Source organism: Nocardia sp. GCM10030253 (assembly GCF_042675075.1).
Classification (GTDB): Bacteria; Actinomycetota; Actinomycetes; order Mycobacteriales; family Mycobacteriaceae; genus Nocardia.
Genome location: NZ_JBHTDL010000007.1, coordinates 345,364 through 370,139, shown reverse-complemented (window position 1 = coordinate 370,139; position 24,776 = coordinate 345,364). Strand labels below are relative to the sequence as shown.

The 24,776-nt window shown below is 66.5% G+C and carries 21 protein-coding genes, 1 pseudogene and 1 riboswitch; of the genes and pseudogenes, 9 read left to right on the top strand and 13 right to left on the bottom strand.

What is annotated here, in order from left to right; all coding sequences use genetic code 11:
- Positions 1-20: 20 nt before the first annotated feature.
- From ACFQZZ_RS17720 to ACFQZZ_RS17710, 3 genes are read right to left on the bottom strand one after another with little or no spacing between them, the layout of a single operon-like run.
- A complete protein-coding gene (locus tag ACFQZZ_RS17720; protein ID WP_378681400.1) occupies positions 21-1,655 on the bottom strand; it encodes an ABC transporter permease in 1,635 nt (544 codons plus the stop codon).
- Positions 1,652-2,587 carry an ATP-binding cassette domain-containing protein gene (locus ACFQZZ_RS17715; protein ID WP_378681880.1) on the bottom strand — a complete coding sequence of 312 codons (936 nt, stop codon included), beginning with the start codon at positions 2,585-2,587 and terminating at the stop codon, positions 1,652-1,654. The genes ACFQZZ_RS17720 and ACFQZZ_RS17715 overlap by 4 nt, the downstream gene beginning before the upstream one ends.
- A complete protein-coding gene (locus tag ACFQZZ_RS17710) occupies positions 2,587-3,237 on the bottom strand; it encodes a TetR family transcriptional regulator (RefSeq protein WP_378681397.1) in 651 nt (216 codons plus the stop codon). The genes ACFQZZ_RS17715 and ACFQZZ_RS17710 overlap by 1 nt, the downstream gene beginning before the upstream one ends.
- A 109-nt stretch (positions 3,238-3,346) precedes the next feature.
- Between ACFQZZ_RS17710 and ACFQZZ_RS17705 the strand changes: the two genes are divergently transcribed.
- Positions 3,347-5,305: an acyl-CoA dehydrogenase gene (locus ACFQZZ_RS17705; protein ID WP_378681394.1), complete on the top strand. Its 1,959-nt coding sequence runs from the start codon at positions 3,347-3,349 to the stop codon at positions 5,303-5,305.
- On the opposite strand, the gene ACFQZZ_RS17700 is transcribed toward ACFQZZ_RS17705, so the two are convergent.
- The 4 genes from ACFQZZ_RS17700 to ACFQZZ_RS17685 form a co-directional block, all read right to left on the bottom strand.
- Positions 5,247-5,891, bottom strand: coding sequence for a phosphatase PAP2 family protein (locus ACFQZZ_RS17700; protein WP_378681391.1), 645 nt, complete (start codon positions 5,889-5,891; stop codon positions 5,247-5,249). The genes ACFQZZ_RS17705 and ACFQZZ_RS17700 overlap by 59 nt on opposite strands.
- Before the next feature lie 61 nt (positions 5,892-5,952).
- Positions 5,953-6,849, bottom strand: a complete 897-nt coding sequence (locus ACFQZZ_RS17695; RefSeq protein WP_378681388.1) for a nuclease-related domain-containing protein — start codon at positions 6,847-6,849, stop codon at positions 5,953-5,955.
- Between the two features lie 103 nt (positions 6,850-6,952).
- Positions 6,953-8,344 carry a DUF2252 domain-containing protein gene (locus ACFQZZ_RS17690; protein WP_378681385.1) on the bottom strand — a complete coding sequence of 464 codons (1,392 nt, stop codon included), beginning with the start codon at positions 8,342-8,344 and terminating at the stop codon, positions 6,953-6,955.
- A 114-nt stretch (positions 8,345-8,458) separates the two neighbouring features.
- Complete coding sequence (locus tag ACFQZZ_RS17685; protein WP_378681382.1) at positions 8,459-10,180, bottom strand: GMC oxidoreductase; 1,722 nt, start codon at positions 10,178-10,180, stop codon at positions 8,459-8,461.
- 231 nt (positions 10,181-10,411) lie between these two features.
- Here ACFQZZ_RS17685 and ACFQZZ_RS17680 point away from each other — a divergent pair, with 231 nt between their 5' ends.
- The 7 genes and pseudogenes from ACFQZZ_RS17680 (at position 10,412) to gcvP (ending at position 17,665) form a co-directional block, all read left to right on the top strand.
- Complete coding sequence (locus ACFQZZ_RS17680; protein WP_378681878.1) at positions 10,412-10,996, top strand: CDP-alcohol phosphatidyltransferase family protein; 585 nt, start codon at positions 10,412-10,414, stop codon at positions 10,994-10,996.
- A 43-nt stretch (positions 10,997-11,039) separates the two neighbouring features.
- Complete coding sequence (gcvH, locus tag ACFQZZ_RS17675) at positions 11,040-11,438, top strand: glycine cleavage system protein GcvH (RefSeq protein WP_378681379.1); 399 nt, start codon at positions 11,040-11,042, stop codon at positions 11,436-11,438.
- A gap of 169 nt (positions 11,439-11,607) precedes the next feature.
- Positions 11,608-12,093, top strand: coding sequence for an FHA domain-containing protein (locus tag ACFQZZ_RS17670; protein ID WP_378681376.1), 486 nt, complete (start codon positions 11,608-11,610; stop codon positions 12,091-12,093).
- A 72-nt stretch (positions 12,094-12,165) separates the two neighbouring features.
- Positions 12,166-12,978: a MerR family transcriptional regulator gene (locus ACFQZZ_RS17665; protein WP_378681373.1), complete on the top strand. Its 813-nt coding sequence runs from the start codon at positions 12,166-12,168 to the stop codon at positions 12,976-12,978.
- A 252-nt stretch (positions 12,979-13,230) separates the two neighbouring features.
- Positions 13,231-13,704, top strand: a complete 474-nt coding sequence (locus tag ACFQZZ_RS17660) for a bifunctional nuclease family protein (RefSeq protein WP_378681370.1) — start codon at positions 13,231-13,233, stop codon at positions 13,702-13,704.
- Positions 13,705-13,917: 213 nt separating this feature from the next.
- A pseudogene (locus ACFQZZ_RS17655) lies at positions 13,918-14,469 on the top strand (MerR family transcriptional regulator); the annotation flags it as partial.
- A gap of 130 nt (positions 14,470-14,599) precedes the next feature.
- A riboswitch (glycine riboswitch) is annotated at positions 14,600-14,700 on the top strand.
- 154 nt (positions 14,701-14,854) lie between these two features.
- Positions 14,855-17,665, top strand: coding sequence for an aminomethyl-transferring glycine dehydrogenase (gcvP, locus tag ACFQZZ_RS17650; RefSeq protein ID WP_378681367.1), 2,811 nt, complete (start codon positions 14,855-14,857; stop codon positions 17,663-17,665).
- Between the two features lie 259 nt (positions 17,666-17,924).
- Here gcvP and ACFQZZ_RS17645 read toward each other — a convergent pair whose 3' ends face one another.
- From ACFQZZ_RS17645 to ACFQZZ_RS17620, 6 genes are all read right to left on the bottom strand, one after another.
- Positions 17,925-19,601, bottom strand: coding sequence for a VWA domain-containing protein (locus ACFQZZ_RS17645; RefSeq protein ID WP_378681364.1), 1,677 nt, complete (start codon positions 19,599-19,601; stop codon positions 17,925-17,927).
- 153 nt (positions 19,602-19,754) lie between these two features.
- Positions 19,755-20,030 carry a WhiB family transcriptional regulator gene (locus ACFQZZ_RS17640; protein ID WP_378681361.1) on the bottom strand — a complete coding sequence of 92 codons (276 nt, stop codon included), beginning with the start codon at positions 20,028-20,030 and terminating at the stop codon, positions 19,755-19,757.
- A 27-nt stretch (positions 20,031-20,057) separates the two neighbouring features.
- Positions 20,058-20,603, bottom strand: coding sequence for an HNH endonuclease (locus tag ACFQZZ_RS17635; protein WP_378681358.1), 546 nt, complete (start codon positions 20,601-20,603; stop codon positions 20,058-20,060).
- A gap of 260 nt (positions 20,604-20,863) precedes the next feature.
- Positions 20,864-21,766 carry a cutinase family protein gene (locus ACFQZZ_RS17630; RefSeq protein ID WP_378681355.1) on the bottom strand — a complete coding sequence of 301 codons (903 nt, stop codon included), beginning with the start codon at positions 21,764-21,766 and terminating at the stop codon, positions 20,864-20,866.
- Between the two features lie 267 nt (positions 21,767-22,033).
- Positions 22,034-22,570, bottom strand: a complete 537-nt coding sequence (locus ACFQZZ_RS17625) for a DM13 domain-containing protein (protein WP_378681352.1) — start codon at positions 22,568-22,570, stop codon at positions 22,034-22,036.
- A 224-nt stretch (positions 22,571-22,794) separates the two neighbouring features.
- Positions 22,795-23,934: an acyl-CoA dehydrogenase family protein gene (locus ACFQZZ_RS17620; protein WP_378681349.1), complete on the bottom strand. Its 1,140-nt coding sequence runs from the start codon at positions 23,932-23,934 to the stop codon at positions 22,795-22,797.
- 89 nt (positions 23,935-24,023) lie between these two features.
- On the opposite strand from ACFQZZ_RS17620, the gene ACFQZZ_RS17615 reads away from it, so the two are divergent.
- A complete protein-coding gene (locus tag ACFQZZ_RS17615) occupies positions 24,024-24,764 on the top strand; it encodes a winged helix-turn-helix transcriptional regulator (RefSeq protein ID WP_378681346.1) in 741 nt (246 codons plus the stop codon).
- The last annotated feature ends 12 nt before the right edge of the window (positions 24,765-24,776 follow it).

The following is a 24,776-nucleotide window of genomic DNA, read 5'->3' as shown; positions in this document are numbered from 1 at the left end:
CCTGGCGAGCCGACTGTTGCTCAACGCAGGTCGCGACGGCGGAAGGCGACGATGCCTGCCGCCAGCAACACGGCGGCGATGCCGAGCAGCCACAGCACCGGGGCTGCTCGGAAGGCCGCACCGGGCAGCTTCGGCGGATGGACGAACGGCACCAGGTCGAGGACCGGCTGCGGCAGCCCGTCCAAGGAACCGAGGAAGAAGATCACGAGCATCGCGCTGAGCACGCCCCAGACGACCGGGGTGAAGCGGGGCGCGATCCCGTAGAGCGCCACGGTCATCCCGGTCAGCACCCACACCGCGGGCAGCTGCACTGTCGCGGCTGCGAGCGAGTCGCCGAGTTTGCCCACCATATCCCCGTCGGTCGCGCCGTAGACGAACCCGATCGCCGTGCCCGCGATCAGCAAGATCACCGCAGGGCCGAGCAGCGCGATACCGATATGGCTGAGCGCGTAGCGTTCTCGGCTCACCGATCCGGCCAGGATGTTCTCGGTGCGCTGGCCGGCCTCCTCGTCGTGCAGCCGCAGCACGGCCGAGATCGAGTAGGCCGCAGCGGCGATGGCCAGCATGGATAGTGCGAAGGTGATGAAGGAGTTCTGTAGCACCTCGGTGCCGCCCATCCGGGTCATCATGTCGCGGATCTGCTGGCTGTCGTCGAGCATGTCACCCACGCTGTTGATCGCGCCGCCCATCAACAGTCCATAGAGCAGGAAGCCGATGGACCAGGCCAGCAGTGAGCCTCGTTGCAGACGCCACGCCAGTCCGGCCGGACCGGACAGCGTTCGCGCCGCGACCGGTGCGCCGGGCCGTTCGGCGAGCAGACCCGATCCGGTATCGCGTTGGCGCAGTAGCGCATAGGCGACCGCGGTCGTCACCGCGGCGACACTGAGCAGCGGCACCAGCACCCACCAGCGCTCGTCCGCGTAAGGCCGCATATTGATGCACCAGCCGACCGGCGAAAACCAGGACAGCACACCGTTTCCGGCATCGCCGACCGCGCGCAGCGCGAAGGCCGCTCCGAGCGCACCGAACGCGACACCTCGCGCTATGCGCGCACCGGTGCTCACCTGTGCGGCGATCGCGGCGACGCCGGCCCAGACCAGGCCCGAGGCCGCGAGCGTCGCGCCATACGCCAGGGAACCGGTGCCGGGCAGGTCGCTGCTGTACAGCATGGCGGCACTGAGGATTCCGACGATCAGGCACCCTGCACCGGTCATCAGCAAGGTCGCGGTGAGTCCGGCGTAGCGGCCGATGCTGGTCGCGCCGACCAATTCCGCGCGACCGGTCTCCTCCTCCACCCTGGTGTGCCGGATAACGGTGAGGATCGTCGCGATCGCGATCATCGCGTAGAAGGGCCCGGCTTTCCACAGCCCGATCGAGCCGAGGTCGGTGCTGAACACCGGCCCATACATGGCGACAAGCGCGGGGCTGTCCATGATGGACTTCGCGTAGTTGTCGAGTTCGGCCTGCGTGTCGTAGACGCCCTTGGTGCTCGCGACGTAGAAGGCGGGCAGCAGTCCGAAGGCGATTACCCAGAGCGGCAGCACGATACGGTCTCGGCGCAGGTAGAGCCGCAGCAACTGGGCCGTGCCCGCGAAGTCGGCCGACCCGCGCACGGCCGGGGCGGCGTGGTGCCTGCCCGCGGTGACGGTAGTCATGCCTGCACCTTCTCCCCGGACTGCGCGGTGGCGGCCTTCGAGCTGTTGCCATCGACGTGGTAGTGCCGCATGAACAGCTCTTCCAGCGTCGGTGGCGCGCTGATGAGGCTGCGGACCCCGGTGTCACCGAGCACCCGGATCAACTCGCCGAGGTGCTCGCCTTCTACCTGGCAGTGCAGCGTCGAACCGTCGAACTCGATGTCCTCGACGCCCGAGATGCGATTGAGATCGCCTGGGTCGCCGCGCAATTCGGCGGTGATGGAGGTGCGCGACAGATGCCGCATATCCGACAGCGAGCCGCTCTCCACGGTGCGTCCTGCCCGGATGATGGTCACCCGATCGCACAGCACTTCCACCTCGGAGAGGATGTGGCTCGACAGCAAGACGGTGGTGCCCCGCTGCTTGGCCTCCTCCACGCATTCGCGGAATACCTGCTCCATCAACGGATCCAGGCCGGAGGTCGGCTCGTCGAGCAGTAGCAGGCGCACGTCGGAGGCCAGCGCGGATATCAGTGCGACTTTCTGCCGGTTGCCCTTCGAGTACGTGCGCGCTTTCTTGCGTGGATCCAGGTCGAACCGTTCGATGAGCTCGGCCCGGCGTTCGGCGTTGATGCTTCCGCGCATTCTGGCGAGCAGGTCGATCGTCTCGCCGCCGGACAGCGACGGCCACAGCGTGACATCGCCTGGTACGTAGGCGAGTTCGTGATGTAGGGCGACCGCGTCGGTCCATGGGTCTCGGCCCATCAGCTGGACTTGCCCCGAGGTGGCGCGCAGGATGCCGAGCAGGATGCGGATAGTCGTCGACTTGCCGGCGCCGTTGGGTCCGAGGAAGCCGTGGATTTCGCCCTCGGCCACCGACAGGTTCAATCCGTCGAGTGCGGCCACGTGGCCGAAAGTCTTACGCAGGTCATGGGTTTCGATGACGGTCGTCATCATTTCTCCTCTTGGATGGCGTCCAGCAGAGTGGAGTCGGTCAGTAGGCCTTGGGTGTAGAGCTCGAGCGCGGGGAAGGTTGTCAGGTCGGAAAGTTCGCGGATCGCCTTGCGGTAGTCGATCTTCTTCTCGCGGTGCATACGCATCTGCAGGTACAGATTCATGGCGCCGACGTGGCAGAGCACGATGTATCGGGCTCGGGCCTCGGGATCACGGCTCGGCTTCGCCCGGCCCGCGTCGACTGCGGTCTGGGTGTAGATCACCGCGTCGGAGATCATGTGTTCGAGCAGATCCTCGGCCAGTTGTCCGCCCGCCTGAAAGCTGCGCAGCATGTAGCCGACCACTGGTGCGTACACCTCGATCTCGGCGAGCGCGGTGAGCATCCCGCCCGGTCCGGGTTCGGCGATTGCCTTGGCTTTTTCGGTTCGGATGATTTCCAGTACTCGTTCGTCGCAGGTGGCGCGCAGGCCGTCCTTCGAGCCGAAGTGGTGGTTGACCAATCCTGGAGAGACGCCGGCGGCTGCCGCGATAGCGCGGACGCCGACCTGGAATCCGTGCTCACCGAACACGTCGATGGCGGCGTCCCGGATGCGGGCTGCCGTGTTCAGATCCGTGGCGGATCCTTGCGGTATGGACTGTCGGTTAAACACATGTTCAATATACTAAACACTCGTTCAATGTCCAGCAAGACTTTGACCAGATTGTCGTGTCACGGATTTGTCGTCCGACGACGACCACGCGCCGGGCTATCGTCGAGTCATGACTACCGGCAGCTCAACGACGGCAGATCACCTTCGGACGGCTCTCGACGGACCTTGGGGTCCGGTCCGGGAAGAGGCCAGAATCCAACTGGCCGGGGACGAGTTCAGCGGGGACCCCTCCCTCGACTACAAGGCCGCACGGGCGCGGGTCCTCGACCAGATGCGCAAGATCGCGACGATGGGATACGCGGAGCGCGGTTTTCGACGGGAGAACGGCGGCACCGGGGAACCGGGCGCGGCCGTCGTCGGGCTGGAGATGCTGGCCTACGCGGACCTGTCGCTGTGGGTGAAGTCGGGTGTCCAGTGGGGACTGTTCGGCGGCGCGGTCGAGAATCTCGGCACCGAACGCCACCGGGACGTGATCAAGCGCTTGATCTCACTCGACCTGCTCGGCTGCTTCGCGATGACCGAATCCGGGCACGGTAGCGACGTCGCCAACCTCGAGACCACCGCAACCTATGACCCGGAAACCCGGGAATTCGTGGTGCACAGTCCGACGCCGTCGGCGCGCAAGGACTACATCGGCGGCGCCGCCGAACACGCCAGGATGGCAGCCGTTTTCGCGCAGCTGATCACCGAGGGCAAGAGCCAGGGCGTGCACTGCCTGCTGGTGCCGATCCGCGACGAACACGGCGTCGATCTGCCCGGCGTGACCACCTTCGACGACGGGCTCAAGGGCGGACTGCTCGGGGTCGACAACGGCCGCATCGTCTTCGACCACGTCAGGATTCCGCGCGAGAACCTGCTGAACCGGTACGCCGATGTCGCACCGGACGGCACTTACCGCTCCGACATCGAGAACCCGAGCCGCCGCTTCTTCACCACCCTGGGCACGCTGGTGCGTGGACGGGTCAGCGTGGGCGGCGCGGCGGCGGCGGGCGCGCGGGTCGCACTGAGCATCGCCACCCGCTATGCCTTGAAGCGCCGCCAGTTCTCCGATCCGGACGACGGCAGCGAAACGCTGCTGCTGGACTACCGCAGCCATCAGCGCAGGCTGCTGCCGCTGATCGCCCGCTCCTACGCGCTCGCCTTCGCACAGAACGATCTGGTGCGCCGGATGCATCTGGTGCAGACGGGGCAGGATCTCGATCCGGGGGCTCAGCGGGCGCTGGAAAAGCGGGCGGCGGGCCTGAAGGTGGCCCAGACTCGACATGCCACCCGGGCGATCCAGGAATGTCGCGAAGCCTGCGGCGGCGCAGGGTATCTCACCGAGAACCGGATCGTCACGCTCAAGGCCGACACCGACGTGTTCACCACCTTCGAGGGCGACAATGTGGTGCTTACCCAGTTGGTCGCCAAGGAACTGCTCACCTCGTACTCCGACGAGATCCGCGACCTGGACGCGCTGGGCTGGGTGCGCTTCGCCGCGACCATGGCCGGTGACGTGGTGCGCAAGCGATCCGGTGTGCGCCAACTGATTCAGACCCTGCGCGACCGCAGCGACGATACGGTCGACGAGGGTGACCTGTCCCGGCGGGCGGTGCAGCTGCAACTGTTCGCCGATCGTGAGGACTACCTGGTGCGCACCGCGGGACATCGGCTGCGCGCCCGCGCCAAGGAGACCGGACCGTTCGAGGCCTTCAACAACGCGCAGGACCACATCCTCACCGCGGGCTCCGCGCATATCGATCGGCTGGTGCTGGAGGAATTCATCGAAGGCATTGCGGGAATCGCGGATCCGGAGGCGCGTGCGCTCGCCGAAACGGTGTGCGACCTGTTTGTCTACTCCTCGTTGGAGGAGAACCTGTCCTGGTTCATCATGCACCGGTTCATGTCGGTCGAACGCGCCAAGGCGGTTCGGCGCGGGGTCAACGAACTCGTCGATCGCTTGCGGCCGGACGCGCTCACTGTCGTCGAGGGCATGGGGGTGCCGGAGAACATGCTGCGCGCCGCATTGCTCAATGACGCGAGCGTGCACGAACGCTCGGTCTCAGCGCCGCCCAGCACAACACCGTGACCATCGCGATGGCGGCGGCGGTGCCGCCGACAATGTCGGTCGGCAGGTGGTAGCCGAGGCCGATCATGCCGACGGCGGCGCCGAACAGCGCAACGGCGGCGAGTGTGAGCACCACTGCCCGCGCTCGCGCCGAATCAACCAGCAGCGCGAAGGTCGTGGCGATCGCGACCAAGTGCACGGTGTGTCCGCTGGGATAGGCGAGGTAATCGTGCAGCGGCCGGTCCCACAGCGGTTTGAGTAGCCAGGTGTTGATCGCGACGGCGAGCTCAGGAACCACGAGCATGGTTGCCGCACGCCACCATTCGCCGCGATAGGCGAACCAGCAGGCGGCCGCGAGCAGCAGAGGTATCAGTATGTACCCGTTGCTCGGGATCACCAGTGCTCGATACACGCCGGGATGACTGTCGAGCGCCGTGTGGATCGGCGCCGCGATGTCGCGATCGACGTCGGTCGGTCCGCCGTCGTGCGGAAATGCCAACGGTAGCCCCACGGCGACGGCAACACAGAGCGCGACAACGACAAGCCGGAGTGCGGCCTGCGAATCGAGGACCTGCCGTGCGGTGATCACGCCGACGACGATAGTCACCGCCGCCGAGACTGCCTGACCCGTCGCCGTGCCCGCGAGGACGAGCCAGGGTCGTTGTGGATCAGCCCGGCCCGTAGGTCAGGATCGCGGTGATGGCGAACCAGATGATCCAGGCGAAGCCGATGAGCATGCCGACAGCCAAGGTGATCCGCATGAACGCCCTGCCGAGATCCATATCGCCGGACTCCCGCGGATACAGCCTCCACGGGCTGTACCAGGGCGCCTCGATCACCAGGGCGGGCGCGTGGGCTTCCCGCTCAGCCATCGCGAGTTCCTCGGCGTAGGCCTCGGCCTGCGCCTGCTGTGGGCCGCCGTGCCAGAGTGTGATGTCGATCGGCCCGATGAACCCCTCGTTCAGCAGCTCCTGCGGGGCGGGCAGGTAGGGCAGGATACCGAGGCCGCGGAAGGCCACCGCGACATCGTTGGCCGTCCACAGCTGCTTCTCGCTCTCGGCGAGCGTGTCGAAGTAGTGGCGCAGCTTGCCGGGGTCGTTGCCGAGGATGACATCGAAACCAGGGTCGCTCCAGGCCTGCTGGGCCTTCAGCTCCGCACCACGCAGCGGGACGATCAGCGCGACACCGTGCACCGCGCGCTGGCCGAGCCCGCGCGCGGCCAGCCAGGTCTGCAGGGCGAAAGTATGCTCACGCGACTTCTCCAGCGGGGTGCGCCGATCCCGGCCCTCCATGACGACCGGTTCACCCGAGATCGTCCAGGCCCCGTTGAGCGGGATTTCCAGCACGCCGTCCTGGCGGGCGACCAGCGCCTCGGCTTCGATCAACACGCAACTGGTCGGCGTCCAGACCACGGCGTCGAACTGGTGTAGCCGATCCTTGTGGAACAGGCTGCAATTGATTGTGGCGACACCGTGCGGGCTGGCCGGGTCCTTCCAGGTGCGCAGCCAGTCGATCAACGCCCGTTCGGCGTTGGTGCCTGCCGGATTCTGCACTCGCACGAGCATTCACGACCGCCCTTCACGTCGACACTCGATGGTGGAAAGGATACGAGCACCCGGGCCCTGTTCGCCGCGCCTGCGGCCAGACACGGCGTGTTGGGCACGAGATCTACTGCGGCTGTTCGGCGACGATCTTCCCGTCCCGCTCGGCAGCGACCAGTTCGGCGTGGTCTGCCTCGGTCCGGTCGGCGTAGCGGACGGCGAAACGGGCGACCGCGTCGTCGAAACGATCGTCACCGTCCAGATAGCCCGCGACCAGACGGGGATCGAGCGACCGCGAATGTGCCCGAGCCAGCAGGGCGCCCGCCAGCCTGCCGTAGTCGTCGAGGTCGCCGGCCGGCAGGCTCGCCGGGTCGATATCGCCTTTGAGGTTGCGGAATTGACGCACGATGAACGGTAGCTCGCCCGTGGGCAGGTCGAGGGTTGTCCAACCCAGCAGGATGTCGCTCTCGGACTGAACCAGCCTGGCGCCCTGCACGATTCGTTCCCCCTCGTGTCGCGGCGCGGGCGCGGCCAGGAATGGGGCGAGCGCGGACGGGTTCGCCTGTTTCACCTGCAGCACCAGTGCCTCTCCGTCATTGCCGTGTAGCAGCGCGACATAGCTGTGCAATCCAACACTACCCGTGCCGACGATCCGAAAAGCGATGTCGGACACGGCAAATCGGGTGATCAGATTTCGTCGGGACTCGCGCAGCGTATCGGTGTACCGCGCCAGGCCGTCGATGACCGCTGTGGTGACCTCGTCCTCGACCTGTGTGAGAATCGGTGGGTCGCTGACGAATCGGTGCTTGCGGATGCCGGTCTCGTGATCGTCGAGGTGCTCGGTCCACTTCGCCACCACCTTGGCGCTGGTGTTCTTGCGCGCCTTCTTCGCGGCCTTCTTGAAGTCGTCGAGCAGATCGTCGGCCCTGGCCTTGTTGATCACCGATTCGTCGGGCAGCGCCGTCCACGATTCCATGAACGGCAGCTGTGCCAGCTGAGTGATCGCGAGCCGGTAGGAGGTCGCCGCGTCGCGGGCCGCCCGGTAGCAGTTGTCCTCGTCGGCACCGCCCTCGCGGCCCGCAAGCACCAGACTGGCCGCGAGGCGCTCCAGATCCCACTCCCACGGTCCGACGACGGTCTCGTCGAAATCGTTGATGTCCATGATGATTTCGCCGCGCGGCGTGCCGTACAGGCCGAAGTTGGCGGCATGCGCGTCACCACAGATCTGCGCGGCGAGGCCGCTGTCGGGGCTGCCCGCCAGATCGGCGGCCATCAGCCCGGCAGCGCCACGGTAGAAGGTGAACGGCGAGGCGAGCATGCGGCCGATCCGCAACGGCACCAGATGCGTCAGGCGACCCGCGTTGCTCGCCTCGATGAATTCGAGCACGTTCGGGCGAGTAGCCCAGGTGGCCGCCCTATCGCGCGCGGTGACCGGAACCCGCTGCCGTTGCGCACGGCCGCGGGCGCGCACCTCCTCGGCTGGCACGTAGGTGCGAAGGTCGATACCACTGTTGGACACAACAACCCACGCTAGCCGGTGAAGAACCGCCTGGTCGTGTCGAATTCGCCACGTCGGGCCACCGTCACGTCGCCCCACCCGCGCCAGGTGGGGCGGGGCGACGGGTTCGGCTGCTCAGTTGGCTGGCACGACCGGCACGACCGGCACGACCGGGTCGACCGGGTCGACCGGGGTGATCGGCAGGCGCAGCGCGCCGGGAGCCGCGCCGGGAACGGTCGGATGGTTCGGGGCAACCGGGTTGATCCGCTGGTAGGCCGAGCCGAGCTCCGGGCGCGGGTCCGCCTCGTCCTTGTTGGGCCAGAACGCCATAGCCCGCTCGGCCTGCGCGGTGATGGTCAGCGACGGGTTGACGCCGAGATTGGCCGTGACCGCCGAACCGTCCGCGATATGCAGGCCGGGATGCCCGTACACCCGTTGATACGGGTCGACCACGCCGGTGTCGGGGTTCTCGCCGATCACGCAGCCGCCGATGTAGTGCGCGGTCGCCGGGATGTTCAGCACGTCCATGATCAGACCGTGGGTGTCGCCGTTCACCTTCGCGCTGAAGCGGCGGCCGACATCGTGCGCCAGCGGAATCCAGGTCGGATTCGGCTCGCCGGTGCCCTCCCTGGTCTTCAGCAGCCCACGCTTGCGGAAGGAGGTCAGCGAATTGTCCAGCGACTGCATCACCAGCAGGATCACCGACTTCTCCGAGGCGTGCCTGGCATTGAGGCTGCGCAGGAACACCAATGGGTGCAGCACGATCGCCAGCAGGAAGCGCAGGAATCGGAACGCGCCGCCGTCGACGATCGGGACCGACATCGGGAACAGTGCGTTCTGGCCCTTGCCGTAGTGACAGACCTCGATATGCGTATCGGCCTCCGGATGGATCGAGGAGGTGATCGCGATGCCCTCGGCGAAATCGCGGCGCGAGCGACTCACCACATTGAGGATGGCCTCGGAGTTACTGCGGGTCAGTTCGCCGAGGCGCGGCGAGAGATTCGGCAGCACGTGCTCGTCGCGCATCTTGTGCAGCAGCTTCTGGGTGCCGAGCGCGGCGCCCGCGAAGACCACCTGCTGGGCAGTGAAGGGTTTGCGCTCCTTGCGGACCCACCGGTCGGAGCGTTCGGTGTCGATCGCGTAGCCACCCTCGGGCAGCGGCCGGACGTCGGTCGCGGTGGTCAGCGGGTGGACCTCGGCACCTGCCTGTTCGGCCAGGTAGAGGTAGTTGGTCGTGGTGGTGTTCTTCGCATTGTTGGGGCAGCCGGTGAAACATTGCGCGCAGTGCACGCAGCCGCGCCGCCGCGGGCCGACGCCGCCGAAATACGGGTCGTCCACTTCGGTGCCGGGATCGTCCTCGTTGAAGAACACGCCGACGTTCGTGGCATGGAATGTGTGACCGACGCCGAGATCATCGGCGATCTCCTTGATCACCTCGTCGGCCGGGGTCATCCGCGGGTTCGGCGCTACGCCGAGCATGCGTTGGGCCTGGTCGTAATACGGCGCGAGCTCGGATTTCCAATCGGTGATGTGCGACCACTGCTTATCGGTGTAGAAGTTCGGCAGTGGCTCGTAGAGGGTGTTGCCGTAGATCAGCGAGCCACCGCCGACCCCGGCGCCGGAGAACACCGCGCACTTGCCGAGGATGCTGATCCGCTGCGGTCCGGTCAGACCCAGCCGCGGCGCCCAGATCGACTTGCGCACATTCCAGTTCGTCTTCGGGATGTCCTCGGCGTTCCAGCGCCTGCCCGCCTCGAGTACACCGACCCGATACCCCTTCTCGGTCAGCCGCAGCGCGGCCACGCTGCCGCCGAATCCGGAACCGATCACCACCACGTCATAGTCGAATGCGGGCATGACTTCCTCTCACTCACCGAGCAACGGATGAGATATTTTCATAGTCATTCTGTCACCGGGTCGGATGCGACGGAATCCATAGCGTGCCGGTCGGTGGATATGGCCGCAACCGGCGTGCCCGGATGGCGCTATCGGGGGTCGGTGCGGTATGCACGGGCTGTGACAACGGAATCGGGGACGACGGGGTCGGGCGAGCACGCCGACTCCAGCACTGACGGCGCGGTCGGCGGTATCTTCGCCGACCGCATCCTGACCGTCCCCAACGCGCTGAGCGTGCTGCGGTTGTTGGGAGTGCCGCTGTTCCTGTGGTTGCTGCTGGTCGAGCGGGCCGACGGCTGGGCATTCGCGCTGCTGGTCGCCAGCGGTGTCACCGACTTCCTGGACGGCAAGCTGGCCAGACTGCTCGACCAGTCCTCGCGCCTCGGTGCGCTGCTCGACCCGTTCGTGGACCGGCTCTACCTGGTGACGACCCTGGCCGCCTTTGTCATCCGCGGTCTGCTCCCGTGGTGGGTCGCCGCGCTCCTCGTCGGCCGTGATCTGCTGCTCACCGTGACTCTTTCGGTATACAAACGCCGCGAACTGGACCCGCCGGACGTGATCTACCTGGGCAAAGCGGCCACCTTCGCGCTGATGTCCGCATTGCCGTGGTTGCTGGCCGGTCAGATGGATTGGGCACTGGCAGGTTTCGGCCGGGCCTTCGGTGGGGCATTCCTGGTCTGGGGTACGGCGGTGTATGTGTGGACTGGTGTCCTCTACACCGGGAAGGCCATCGCCGTCGCGCGAGCGATACCGTCTGTGCCGCACCGGACCACATAGCCATTAGAGTTTGCGTGAACGTTCCCGACGGAAAGGATGGCCTGTGACCCAGACCCCCGAGGATCTGCGCTACACCGAAGAGCACGAGTGGGTGCAACGGATCAGCCCGACACGGGTTCGGGTGGGCATCACCGACTACGCCCAGTCTCAACTCGGTGACGTTGTGTTCGTGCAGCTGCCGGAGGCGGATCGGGATGCGGCCGCGGGCGATAGCATCGCCGAGGTCGAGTCGACCAAGAGCGTGTCCGATATCTATGCGCCGCTGGCGGCGAAAGTTGTTGCGGTGAACGAGGATTTGGTGCAGAAGCCGGAAACGCTGAACACTGATCCGTACGGCGAAGGTTGGCTGTTCGAGCTCGAACTGGCCGACCCAGCAACCCTGGATGCTGCACTCGGCGAGCTGCTGGATGCGGCAGGTTATCAAGGAGTTATCGGGGGCTGACTCAGCCTTCCCGGTTCTACCTGCACGGGTACGCCCTGGCAGGGTACGGTCAATGCCAACAGATGTGCCGGTGAGCTGATCCGGTGTTCTAGCGTCAACGATCCCAGGTCGTGACGGTGAAGGCAGCACCTGCTTGCACGGAAAATCAGGTTCGAGGAGGAGAGAAACGGTGAGCGAGAACAAAGACCCGGGTTACGGGGAGACCGCGGCCGAGACGACGTCGGTCTTCCGTGCGGATTTCCTGAACGAGGTCGACGCGTCGCGCTCCGCAGAGCAGACCGGCGAGCAGCCGGTCCAAGGGGTCGAGGGTCTGCCGGTGGGCGCGGCTCTCCTGGTCGTCAAGCGCGGACCGAATGCGGGCTCGCGGTTCCTGCTCGATCAGCCGACCACGTCGGCCGGTCGCCATCCCGACAGTGACATCTTTCTCGACGACGTCACCGTCAGCCGTCGGCACGCCGAATTCCGGCAGGACGACGATTCCTTCCAGGTGGTCGACGTGGGCAGCTTGAACGGTACCTACGTCAACAGGGAGCCGGTGGACTCCTCGGAGCTGCAGAACGGTGATGAGGTGCAGATCGGAAAATTCCGTCTGGTGTTCCTCACCGGCCCGCGCGCTCAGGTGAACGAGTCGTCTGCGGGTGCTGGCAGTCTATGACGCGAATGGCACGGGTCTTCGTGACGGCCGTGTTGGCAGGAGAGAACGCGGCTTCATGAAAGACTCGATGCTATGACGGGCGCGGCGCAGTGGGCGCGCGGAGGCATGTCGATCGGCTCCGTGCTGGACTTGCTGCGGCCGGACTTTCCGGACATCACCATCTCGAAGATCCGTTTCCTCGAGGCCGAGGGTCTGATCCGGCCGGAGCGCACTCCGTCCGGATACCGCAGATTCTCGATCGCCGACTGTGAACGGCTCAGGTTTGTGCTGACCGCGCAACGCGACCAGTACCTGCCGTTGAAGGTGATCAAGGAACAGCTCGAAGCGATCGACAGCGGTGCGGCGACGCTCGGTGTGCGGGAAGCCCGCGCCCGGGCGCACTCCGTGCGTGACAACGAGCTCGCCACACCATCCGACAATGGTCAGTCCGCGCGCGGCGCGAGCGTCAGCGCGCCGCGCAGGCTCGGCGTCGTGCCGGGTGAGGTCTCGCCGGACGAGCTGCGATTCGATCATGAAATACGGCTCACCCGTGCCGATCTGCTCACGCAGGCCGACATCGACGAGAAGTTCTTGACCGACCTGATCCGGGCGAACCTGATCACCCCCGGCGCCGCGGGATTCTTCGACGCCGAGGCGGTGACGCTTGCGCGGACCGCAAAAGCGATGGCGGAATTCGGACTGGAGGCACGGCATTTACGTGCCTTCAAGCTTGCCGCGGACCGGGAGGCGGCACTGGTCGCCCAGATAGCGGCCCCGATCGCCAAGAGTCGCGATGCGGGCGCCCGCGCTCGCGCGGAAGAGACGGTGCGCGAGCTCGCGGCGCTGTCGTTGACCCTGCACACCTGTCTGGTAAAAGCATCGGTTCGGAACTCGCTCGGCGGCTGAGTCTTCGGCGCGGGGTTCCTCGTCGCCGCGCGAGCGGGTTCCACTCCGACAACACGCAGATTTCGGCTGTGCACACGGATCGCTGGACACCTCCCCGTTCGCTTAGACTCGGTGGTACGGCGAGCTCTGCGGTAGTTCATGCCGGGTGGCCGGCGAAGTATTGGGAGGCAGTGCGATGAGTGAGCGCAGCGAGCGAATCATGTCACAGTGTGCTTCGCGCATGCCGGAGCTGAGCGTTAGCGAGGCCAAGGCATGAGTGAAATGCGCGTGATCGGCATCCGTGTCGAGCAGCCACAGAACCAGCCCGTGCTGTTGCTCCGCGAGGCGTCGGGTGATCGGTATCTACCGATCTGGATCGGACAGGCCGAGGCGACTGCGATCGTGCTCGAGCAGGAAGGGGTGACCCCGATCCGTCCACTGACCCACGATCTGATCAAGATCCTGATCACCGACCTCGGGCACACCCTCAAGGAAGTCCGGATCGTCGATCTGCAGGAGGGCACCTTCTACGCGGATCTGGTATTCGAGAACGATCTACGGATCTCCGCGCGGCCCTCGGATTCGGTAGCGATCGCCTTGCGGGTCGGTTGCCCGATCTATGCCGAGGAACCCGTCCTCGAGGAAGCCGGATTGGTCATGCCGGACGAGCGTGAAGACGAGGTCGAGAAGTTCAAGGAGTTCCTCGAATCGGTTTCGCCGGACGACTTCAAAGCGACTGACAGCTGAGGGATTTGAACTTTTTTCTAGACCTCGAGTACAGGTCTAGACTCTTACCGCGCGTCGCGTTTGGTCGGACGATGCCGCTCCCGTGACAATCAGGGGGAGTAATCTCGATAGTTGGGCCACGTCCGTTCTGACTGGGTGTATGTGGTCAACGGAGCCGGTCATTGATGAGGCCAAGGCGGCGGCGAAGCAAGGGAGTGGTCAGTGGCAGAGCAATCGCAGGGAGTGGTACAGCCAGGCCTGTTCCCGGACGACTCGGTACCTGACGATCTCGTCGGCTACCGCGTCCCCAGCGCATGCCAGGTGGCCGGGATCACCTACCGGCAGCTCGACTACTGGGCGCGCACCGGTTTAGTCGTGCCGTCTATCCGTAGTGCCGCGGGCTCTGGCAGTCAGCGGCTGTATTCGTTCAAAGACATCCTGGTCCTGAAGATCGTGAAGCGACTATTGGACGCGGGGATCTCGCTGCAGAACATCCGCATCGCGGTCGATCATCTGCGCAGCCGCGGCGTAGCGGACCTGGCAGGCATCACCCTGTTCTCCGATGGCACCTCGGTGTACGAATGCACCTCGGCTGAGGAGGTAGTTGATTTACTGCAGGGTGGGCAGGGCGTTTTCGGCATCGCGGTGAGCGGTGCAATGCGCGAGTTGACCGGCGCGATCGCCAACTTCCCAGCCGAGCGGGCCGTCAGCGGCAGCGCGAGCGAGCGTCCCGAGGATGAACTGTCGTTCCGTCGCAAGGCGCGAATGAACCAGAAGACCGGCTAGAAATTTCGTGGTGGAGTGCCCGCCGCATACGGCGGGCACTTTCTGCAGGGCCGACGTGACGAGGACGACACGTCCATTCGGGGTCCAGTGGCGCGGTTCGTTGCGCGCGCGGCATAAACTAGCGGTGCGTCGCCGCCGTGCGGGAGAGTCCCGGTCTTCATAAGAGCCCGGGCGCCGAAGGAGCAGCACCTCCCCGTCAATCTCTCAGGCAACAGGGACCGTACGGGCTTCGACGCCTCTGGAAAGTGGTGACCGCTGCAGACAGCGCACGGTCGCCCGCCCATGGGGAAAGGGGTCGCACCCCGAATCTCTCAGGCTCCACGACAGAGGGGGAGGGCTGGTACCCGTCGACCGCGTGGTCGACCCGCCCGACCTTGGAGCTGCCGTGACTCGATCATTCGCCGACCGCCATATCGGACCCGACCGGGACGAACTCGCCCGGATCCTGGACGTCGTCGGCGTCGGTTCGCTGGACGAGCTCGCGACCGCCGCGTTGCCCGCGAGCATCCTCGACGGCTCCGGCCTCGACATCCTCCCGCCTGCGGCCACCGAGCATGAGGTGCTCACCGAGCTGGCCGAGCTGGCCCATTCGAACACCGTCGCGACCTCGATGATCGGCCTCGGCTACTACGACACGTTGACCCCGCCCGTGCTGGTGCGCAGCCTGCTGGAAAACCCTGCCTGGTACACCGCCTACACGCCCTACCAGCCGGAGATCAGCCAGGGCCGCCTCGAAGCGCTGCTCAACTTCCAGACCATGGTGTCGGACCTGACCGGAATGGAGGTCGCCAACTCCTCCATGCTCGACGAGGCCACCGCGGCCGCCGAGGCGATGACGCTGTTGCGCAGAGCCGGTCGTTCGAAGTCCGAGCGGCTGCTCATCGACACCGACCTGTTTCCGCAGACCAAGACCGTGCTCTACACCCGGGCCGAGCCGCTCGGCATCGAAATCGTCGAGACCGACCTGTCTCTCGGACTGCCAGACGGCGAGTTCTTCGGTGTGCTGGTCCAGATTCCGGGCGCCTCGGGGCGCGTGGTGGACTGGGCGCCGCTCATCGAGGCGGCCCACGAGCGCGGTGCGCTGGTTGCCGTCGGTGCGGATCTGCTTGCGCTGACACTGATCACGCCGCCGGGGGAACTGGGCGCCGACGCGTGTTTCGGCACCACGCAGCGGTTCGGTGTGCCGATGGGCTTCGGCGGACCGCACGCCGGATATCTGTCCGTCCACTCCAAGCATGCGCGGCAGTTGCCGGGCCGACTGGTCGGCGTATCGGTGGATGCCGACGGCTCGGTCGCCTACCGGCTCGCACTGCAGACCCGCGAGCAGCACATTCGCCGTGAGAAGGCGACCTCCAATATCTGTACCGCCCAGGTGCTGCTGGCCATCCTGGCTGCGATGTACGCCAGCTACCACGGTCCCGATGGGCTGCGGGAGATCGCGCGACGGGTGCACGGACACGCGCGGGCCATCGCCGCCGGACTCGACGGCGCGGTTGTGCACGACAGCTTCTTCGACACCGTGCTGGTGCAGGTGCCCGGCGGTGCGGAAGCCGTTGTGGCGAAGGCGAAGTCGCGTGGCATCAACTTGCGGCTGGTAGACGCCGATCACGTCGGTATCGCCTGCGACGAAGCCACCACCCAGGCGCATGTCGCCGCCGTGCTCGAATCCTTCGGCACCGCACTGTCTTCCGAGGCATCCGCGCCCGCGTCCGCGAGCGGGTCGATCGAGACCCGTGCCTCCGAATACCTGATGCACCCGGCGTTCACCAGCTACCACACCGAGACTGCGATGCTGCGATACCTGCGGCGGCTGTCGGACAAGGATATTGCCTTGGACCGCAGCATGATTCCGCTCGGTTCCTGCACCATGAAGCTGAACGCGACCGCCGAGATGGAGGCGATCACCTGGCCGGGCTTCGCCAGGGTGCATCCGTATGCGCCGGTCGAGGATGCGCCGGGCCTGTTGCGGGTGATCCACGATCTGGAGAGCTGGCTGTCGGCGATCACCGGATACGACTCGGTGAGCCTGCAGCCGAACGCCGGTAGTCAGGGCGAGTACGCCGGGCTGCTCGCCATCCGGCGATACCATCTGGATCGCGGTGACACGCACCGGGATACGTGCCTGATTCCGTCCAGCGCCCACGGCACCAACGCGGCGTCCGCCGCCATGGCCGGGCTGCGTGTGGAGATGGTGAAGTGCCGCGACAACGGTGACGTCGACCTGGACGACCTGCGCGCCAAGATCGCCGACCACGCCGACCGGCTGGCCTGCATCATGATCACCTACCCGTCCACGCACGGCGTGTACGAGCATGAGGTCGCCGAGCTGTGCGCACTGGTGCACGATGCCGGCGGTCAGGTGTACGTCGACGGCGCGAACCTGAATGCGCTTGTCGGACTTGCCCGTCCGGGCCGCTTCGGTGGCGACGTGAGTCACCTCAACCTGCACAAGACCTTCTGCATCCCGCACGGTGGCGGCGGTCCGGGTGTCGGCCCGGTCGCGGTGCGCTCGCACCTGGCCCCGTACCTGCCGGGCGATCCGCTCGAACCCGGTTCGCACGCGGTGTCAGCGGCCGAGTACGGTTCGGCCTCGATCCTGCCGATCACCTGGGCCTACATCCGGATGATGGGGGCCGACGGCCTGCGCAAGGCGACGCTGACGGCGATCGCCTCGGCCAACTACATCGCCCGGCGCCTCGACGAGCACTTCCCGGTGCTCTACACCGGCGAGCACGGCATGGTGGCACACGAGTGCATCCTGGATCTGCGGGAGATCACCAAGCAGACCGGTGTCACCGTGGACGATGTCGCAAAGCGCCTGGCGGACTACGGTTTCCATGCCCCGACCATGAGCTTTCCGGTAGCGGGCACGTTGATGGTGGAACCCACCGAAAGCGAAAACCTGGCCGAACTCGACGAGTTCATCCTCGCGATGACCTCGATCCGCGACGAAATCAACAAGGTCGCCGCAGGCGTATGGCCGGTGGAGGACAACCCATTGCGCGGCGCACCCCACACCGCGGCCTGCCTCGTCGGTGAATGGAACCACCCCTACAGCCGCGAAATCGCCGTATTCCCGCACGGCCTGACCCCCGACCGCGGCAAGGTCTGGCCTTCGGTCCGCCGCATCGACGGCGCCTATGGCGACCGCAACCTGGTCTGCTCCTGCCCGCCCCTCGAGGCCTACGCCGACTGACTCGCGGTACCACCCTCGCTGTACCGCAGCCGAATGGGGCCTCTCGGTCGTGGTCGATCGAATCGTTGCGGTATCTGCCGCGACCGCGGACGACGTCCCGGAGGCCGCTGAGCTGGCCGGTGTGGAGTGGACGACGGTCGCGGTCGTTCGCTCGGTGTCGCCATTGCGGAGCGAAGTTGCGCCGCAAACGGAAGTGGGCGATCCTCCTGGACGGGCCGACGATGCCCTGCGATACGCGGGGGTCTCCGGCCGCGCCGGTTCAGGGGGTGGTGAGGGCGTGGACCATCGCGGTGCCGAAGCTGATGTCGTCGGAGCTGGCGAGACGGGTGTAGGTGCCGCCGGTGCTTTGCGCGGCGGTTCGGAGGGTTTCGGTGCCGTTGCCCGCTAGGACGATGACGTCGATGCGGACCGGGCGCGACTTGTCGGTGGCGGCGGTGAGGTCGGCGAGCAGCTTGGCGCCGGTGACCGTCGAGTCGTCGTCGGGGCCGTCGGTGATGAGGAGAACCGAATTGGTGCGGCCCGCGGTGTATCCCGTTGCCGCGGCGCGGTAGGCGGCCAGCAGGGACGGGTAAGCCTGGTCGGTGCGGGATTCGTCGGGGCGCACGGTGTTCAGCGCGGTGGTGAGTGCGGTGCGTTGGTCGTCGGTCAGCGGCGCGGTCACTGTTTGGACCTGGTAGGGGGTGGTGCCGTCGAGGTTCTTGCCGAAGGTCCACACGCCGAGACCGAAGTCCGGCGGCATCACGTTCATGGTCGAGCGAAGGGCGGCAAGGACATTGGCCAGCCGGGTGGCCGAGCCCTCGGTGTTGCCCATCGAGGCGGAGACATCGAGCAACACGGTCGACTGCACGCCGAGAACCGGGTTGGCGAGGGTGGCGCGCACTTTGTCCAGCGCTGCCCTGGAGGGCACGGCGGTGGCAGTGGCCGGTGCGGCGGCGAAACCGGCGGCGGTGAAGGTCTGCGCTTGTTGCGGCGTGCGCAGATAGTCGGCGAATATGCCTGCGATCAGGTTCTGCGTCTTGTCCACCCATGGGCCCGACATCAGCGCGGCCGGGTGGTCGGCCACCGGTGCGGAACCGGCGGGGCTGAACATGGCCAGCCCGCCCTGGGCCTTTGCCTGTTGTTCGGTGGCGGCTACCGCATGAATGGGTGCGCTCGCCGGTTGAGGCGCTCCGGCGACAGTGGCCAGCGCCGTCGTAATGTCTTGCGCTTCGGGTGCTTTGGCAGCGAGCAGGGAGATCGCTGATACCACCTGCCCGGACTGTGCGGCCTGATCGGAGAGCGGATCGGTGCCGGATACCGTCGAGCCCACCGCGCTGGCCGCGGCCAGCGTCGCGTCACCGGGCGGCAGTGCCATGCGCAGTCCCGCCCACCCGGACAGGCCGATCTCGGTAAGCGAACCCTGTTGCAGGCGTGGCAGATCCGACCAGGTGACCTTGGCCTCGTCGAGTGCGCGGCGCAAGTCCTCGGGAACGGCGAGCACGATCGGGCTCGCCGCGACCGGCGCCGGATTGCCCTCGATCAGGCCCGGCACTCGTACGGATTCGATGGACCGCAGCGAATCGGCGATCCACAGTGCGGGTTGCGGCCCGAGCTGCTGGTTCCACGGCGCGTTCGCGGTGAAGGCCGCCACCATCGCCGCGGACGGCTGGGCGGTCACCTCCACCTTGGCGCAGTGATCACGGATGTGCGGATTGGTGGCGTTGTAGCCGTCGGCGATCGTGCGCACCGAGGGCGCGATGTCCGGGTCGGCCGTGACATACAGCGTCGCGGGCCCTTCCACGCACTCCGCCGCGGCGGCACTGTCCTGATCGGCGGCCCGATTGCTCAGCTTGTTCCACGCGAAAACACCCGCGACTAGCAGCACGACGACCACTACGGCGATAACCGGACCTTTGCTGACGCCCCGGGACCGGGTTCCGCTGCGATGAGTGCCCACGAGTTCAAGTGTATGTTCACGTGAGATTTGCCGAGCGACTGTGGTCCCGATCGAGACGTCCGACATGCAGTGCCCGTCGTACCGGCGAAAGCCGGGATCCACAACGGGTGCGGGTCCCGGCTTTCCGGGGATAGTTGCGCCATCGGCGCTTACCTATTCGCGGATCATCCGCCCGCGATCGAATTCATGGCCACCCCAGACGCCGGATTGACTGGTGCGAGCAGCGAATTCACCGCAGGCCGCCAGGATGGGGCAGCCCGCGCAGATCTCGCGGGCGTAGTCGAAATCCTGCGACGGGTACGGAAACCACGCCTCGTGGTTCGGGTCGCCGCGGCAGGCCGCCCGGTGCCAGCCCTGGCTGTCCGAGAGCGGGAGCAGGTCGGTCAGTGTCACTTCGGCGGGTGCGGTTGTCTCCAGTCGGACGATCATGGCGATCCTTCTCCTTTCTCTCGCGGCTCAAGTGCCTGCCAGTTGCTTCCAGATCCGCCGCTGCCGCTGCTCCAGGTGATTGGGCGCCTTCGGCTCCCACAGCAGCCGCATGCCCGCCTCCTCCGGGGTGCGGTCGGCCTTGATCGTGTTGCACGGCGCGCAGCAGGCGATCAGGTTGCTCCACGTGTTCGGTCCGCCGCGGCTGCGCGGGCGGATGTGATCGACGGTGCGGGCCCATGCGGCGCAGTAGCCGCATCGGTGGCTGTCGCGGCGCAGCACGCCGGCCAGCGTGGCGCGGCTCTCGTCCTGTACGCGCACCACATGCTCGAGGTACACGTAGCGCCGCAACCGGATGGTCTGCGGCAGCGCGATCTCGAGGTGCTTGGACCGGATCGGGAAGTGCGGCTCCCGGTCGGCGACCGACTCGGCGGCCCCGCCCATGACCAGCACGATGGCCCGTTCGGCGGTGATCTCGTCGAGCGCCTCGTAGCTGGCGTTGAGCACCAGCACTCGCGTGTGTATCCAGTTATCGACAGTCAACACCACCGGATCGGTGGCACGGTGGAACGTCATGGGAATCACCATGTTTCGAGAAGAGTGCGAGCGAATTAGAAGGAGGGTGGCGGGCGGTCAGTTGCCGGCCTGGAGGCGGCCGAGATCCGGTCCACTGCTGGTATCGGACATGTAGGTCAAAGCCACCTCCTCCTTTCGGGGTGCTCGGGACCACCCTCGGAAGCGGGTGATCATCGTCGAATCACATGGTGGCACAACACACCCGCCGTTGTCGGGTCATTTTTCGGCGGGTGCGTTGTGCGGGTCTGCTGTCTACCGGCTCATATCTGGTCGACCAGCCACTTGCGCAGCCACGAGGTGGCGGTGGCGCCCGACGGGTCGACGACGTAGGCGGGATAGTTCTGATGGACGAACGAGTTGTAGAACTCTTCGATCTTCTGCTTGCGCTCATCCATGCCGGGATCGGCGAGCTGGTTCTGCAGCAACGGGACAACGCCCGCGGCCATCAGATCATTGAAGATCGCGACAGCTTCCTCCTGGTATCGCCACAGTTGCGCGGGGTCGGGATTGGAGGCCTGCGCGAGGAAGCCCGCGAAACGGGCCGCGAAATCGGTGGGCGGGGTCGCGCAGTACAGATCGCCGTCCGCGCAGAAGGTCCGGGTCTTGTGGCTGAGGAAGCCGAAGCCGCCGATTCGCGGACCACCCGCACCCGCGCCCTGCACCGGCGGTCCGACCAAAGCGTCGTTCGGGGAGCGGCGCGGATCCGAAACCAGGCCGACCGCGGCGATGCGCTCCGGCCGGACCGGACCGAAGCCGGTGCCGATTTCGGCGGCGAGGTCACCGGCCGCGTCGGCGCCCTGGCTGTAGCCGATGAGCGCGATCTTCGTCGCACCGCACTGCTGGGCCATGGCGGTGACCAAGCCGCGCGCGTTGTCGACGGCCTGCTTCTTGGAGCGGCCGTAGACGTCGCCTTCCCAGGGGAACGCGGTGGCGGCGTAGGTCACGTAGTCGGTGCGCACGTCGGAGGGCAGATCGCGAGTGACGCTCGCGAGCATGCCCTCACCGGGCTTGGTATCGGAGGTCTCCCAGGTGCCTGGTATCGCGACGACGTAGAGATCCGGGCATTCGGATGCGGCCGGTGCCGCGCCCGCTCCGCCGACGGCGCCTGCCGCGCCGATCGTGACGGTTCCCACGACGGCGCCGATTATCCTGCGAATCATCATTGTTCATACCCCGGGTGTGCTCGTTCCGAAGCCGGCTGGTAGCCGCTGGCGACTCCTTTGGTCCCCACGCTGACAACCGTACGGTCTGTCCGGCGAGTTCGACGAGAACCACGGCCGACAAAGAGTAGACATTTTCCGCCGTCGGCCCAGCGCGGGGCTTCTCGCCTCCGGGAATGCCTCGGATGTGATCCGGTCGGGTGTCGATACCGGCAGCCGCGATCAACTCCATATGAGGGCCGCGCTGTGCGGCAGGAAGTTTGCTGCCGATCAGCCCTGCTGGAGTCGGGCCGCGCCGAAGGAGACGTTGAAGCGGTCGCACCAGATGCTCACGCTGGTCAACGTCGACAGGTCGGCGTCGGTGGGGACCGGGTAGTTCTGGCTGCCCTTGTTCCCTTTCAGGCTGCCGAGGTCGGTGTGCTCGCCGTCGTCGAATACGCCCCATCCGTCGCGCCCTTCGAGCACCGGCGCGTCGGTGAGCCACACGTGCAGGTCCGGTCCGTCGGAGGTGTCGAGGTCTTCCAGACGCAGCACTCGACTGCCGTCCGGCAGTTGCAGGATCGCCACGGTCCCGGATGTCGTGTGTTCATGGGAGATCAATGTTCCGGAGGCGAGCGTGCGTGGCTGCTGCGCGGCGACGCCAGGAGAGGCTGGGGCGGCGATCGACGGGGCCGTCTCGTTCACGGTCGTATCGGTGAACAGCCGCCACGGCTCGAGCAGCGCAAGGCCGACGCCGATGCCGATCACCAGTAGCGCGGTCAGCGCCCAGGTGATCGGAGAACGAGCTATCGTACGGACGGACACCATGGCTCTCCTCCGGATGTCATGACCACGGTCACGACCCATTCAACCTCGTTGCCGGGGATTTCGCCCCCAACTGGTTATCCGGAGCGCCCGCCTCGGCGTTAACTTCGCCAGCGGTACTGTTTCGAGCGACCTGCGAGCAGTCGCCAGCGGTACTGTTTCAAGCGACCTGCGAGCAGTCGCCAGCGGTGTTGTTGCGACCGACCCGCGAGCAGTCGCCAGGATGTTCAGCCGATCGGGGTATGGCCCAACAGCACGCGCCCGCTGAATCGGGTCTGTTTGGCCCGCGGGAGTGGATGGAACAGGCTGCCGTGCACGTCGCGGTAGCGCATCTCGATTTCGCAGGTCCGTGAGTAGCCCAGGCCGCCAACGGTTTCGATGGCCAGGCGGACGGCGGAGACGAGGGAATCGGCGGCCACGGTTTTGCGGCTGAGGGTGCGGCTCGCATAGGCGTCGGTGTTGTCGAAACGCAGGTTGTCGGAGTCGGTGAACATGGCCGCGATGAGGTCGGCGGCGGTGGTGTGGGCGTTCATCATTTCGCCTGCCAGTTGGAAGGTGTGCGGGTCGGTGCGATCGGCCGCCAGCAAGGCGGCCAATTCGACCGCGCCGTCGGCGATGCCGAGATAAGCGGCCATCACCAGCGGCATCGCGGCGCCGATCACCACGTTCAGTACCGGCGGCCAGACGTTGGCCGGGCGGACCAGCGAGACCGCCGCGTCGGGGACGTAGACCTCGTCGAAGACCACGGTGTGTGATCCGCTCGCCCGCAAACCGAGTGTGTCCCAGGTCTTTTCGATCCGCACCCCGTCCGCGGTGCGCGGGATTGCGCAATGCAGCACCTGCGGTCCGCCGGGGGCGTCCTGCCATCGGATGCTGGTGACGAAGACCGTGCCGACCTCACAGCCACTGGCCGGGGCCTTGCGCGCACTCACTCGATAGCCGCCCTCGACGCGCGAGGCCCGGCCATTGGAGTCGACCCAGTCCGAAGCGCCGGTGCTGACCAGGATCGCGCCCGCCGCCACCTTGGTGAAGACCGGCGTTGCGTCGATTCCGTGGCGATGCCGCCACAGCTGCGCGGCTACCAGATGCGAATGCATGGCGAAAGCGACCGCCGTGGACGGGTCGTGGCGGCCGAGTTCGCGCAGGATCTCACCCATCTCCCGGTGGGTGGCTCCGCCGCCGCCTAATTCGGTTGGCACGAGCGCGGCCGAGAGTCCGGTGTCACGCAGCAGATCGAAGGCGTCTACGGCGATATCCCCGGTCCGGTCGCGGGCGGCGACGCCGGGGCTCAGATTCTGGCCGACCTGACGCGCGATCGCGATCCATTCGGTGGTGGTCTCGGTGGTGTCTGCAGCGGTAGTTGTCATGTTTCGAAGTTAGAAACGGCCGCGATAAACAGATAGTCCAGAAAGTGGACTCCCCCGGTCCAGAAAATGGACCCGTTCGTGAGGTGACCATGATCCGTACTACAGAGCGCCCGGCCGAGCACCTGTCCGGCGGCCACCCATGGACCGCGGGGTACGGCCAGTACTGCCCGATCTCGAGGGCCCTCGACGTGCTCGGTGAGCGCTGGTCGTTGCTCATCCTGCGCGACCTGCTCATCGGCACGTCCCGATTCAACGATCTGGCCCGCGGCCTGCCCGGTCTGTCGCGCAGCCTGCTCACCAAGCGGCTGCGCCAGTTCGAGCGGGCCGGTCTCGTCGAAAAGGCCGGCGGGCACTATCTGCTCACCGCGGCAGGGCAAGGGCTGGAACCGATTCTCTTCGGCCTCGGCGAATGGGGCGCCCGCTGGACCTTCGGCGAACCCAGGCCCGAGGAACTCGACGCCGGCTTGCTGGTCTGGTGGATGCACTCCCGGCTCGACACCTCGGCCTTTCCCGGCAAACGGCACGTGCTCGCGGTCCGCTTCAGCGACGAGGTCCGCCGTTACTGGATCGTCGTCGAATCCGGCATCGCCTCGGTCTGTGACGGTGATCCCGGCTACCCGGTCGACGTCACCATCACCGCCGACGTCGCCTCTCTCTACCAGGTCTGGCTCGGCCGCATGCCCCTGTCGCACGCCATGCGAACGGGCCGAGTGGAATTCACCGGCCCGTCCGCACTGACCCGCCACATGCCCACGGTGTTGAAACTGAGTCCCGTCGCGCCGTACTCGGACTCGCTCCACACCCTCGACCCGGCGACCCGCGCCTCGTAGGGCGGTCGCGCA

What these genes read in the sequence shown, in the direction of transcription:
- ACFQZZ_RS17720 (WP_378681400.1), bottom strand. Translation starts at nt 1,655, where the DNA reads ATGACTACCGTCACCGCGGGCAGGCACCACGCCGCCCCGGCCGTGCGC.
- ACFQZZ_RS17665 (WP_378681373.1), top strand. Translation starts at nt 12,166, where the DNA reads ATGACGGGCGCGGCGCAGTGGGCGCGCGGAGGCATGTCGATCGGCTCC.
- ACFQZZ_RS17620 (WP_378681349.1), bottom strand. Translation starts at nt 23,934, where the DNA reads ATGACAACTACCGCTGCAGACACCACCGAGACCACCACCGAATGGATC.
- ACFQZZ_RS17635 (WP_378681358.1), bottom strand. Translation starts at nt 20,603, where the DNA reads ATGACGTTCCACCGTGCCACCGATCCGGTGGTGTTGACTGTCGATAAC.
- ACFQZZ_RS17705 (WP_378681394.1), top strand. Translation starts at nt 3,347, where the DNA reads ATGACTACCGGCAGCTCAACGACGGCAGATCACCTTCGGACGGCTCTC.
- ACFQZZ_RS17615 (WP_378681346.1), top strand. Translation starts at nt 24,024, where the DNA reads ATGATCCGTACTACAGAGCGCCCGGCCGAGCACCTGTCCGGCGGCCAC.
- ACFQZZ_RS17640 (WP_378681361.1), bottom strand. Translation starts at nt 20,030, where the DNA reads ATGATCGTCCGACTGGAGACAACCGCACCCGCCGAAGTGACACTGACC.
- ACFQZZ_RS17695 (WP_378681388.1), bottom strand. Translation starts at nt 6,849, where the DNA reads ATGCTCGTGCGAGTGCAGAATCCGGCAGGCACCAACGCCGAACGGGCG.
- ACFQZZ_RS17630 (WP_378681355.1), bottom strand. Translation starts at nt 21,766, where the DNA reads ATGATGATTCGCAGGATAATCGGCGCCGTCGTGGGAACCGTCACGATC.
- ACFQZZ_RS17625 (WP_378681352.1), bottom strand. Translation starts at nt 22,570, where the DNA reads ATGGTGTCCGTCCGTACGATAGCTCGTTCTCCGATCACCTGGGCGCTG.
- ACFQZZ_RS17685 (WP_378681382.1), bottom strand. Translation starts at nt 10,180, where the DNA reads ATGCCCGCATTCGACTATGACGTGGTGGTGATCGGTTCCGGATTCGGC.
- ACFQZZ_RS17715 (WP_378681880.1), bottom strand. Translation starts at nt 2,587, where the DNA reads ATGACGACCGTCATCGAAACCCATGACCTGCGTAAGACTTTCGGCCAC.
- ACFQZZ_RS17660 (WP_378681370.1), top strand. Translation starts at nt 13,231, where the DNA reads ATGAGTGAAATGCGCGTGATCGGCATCCGTGTCGAGCAGCCACAGAAC.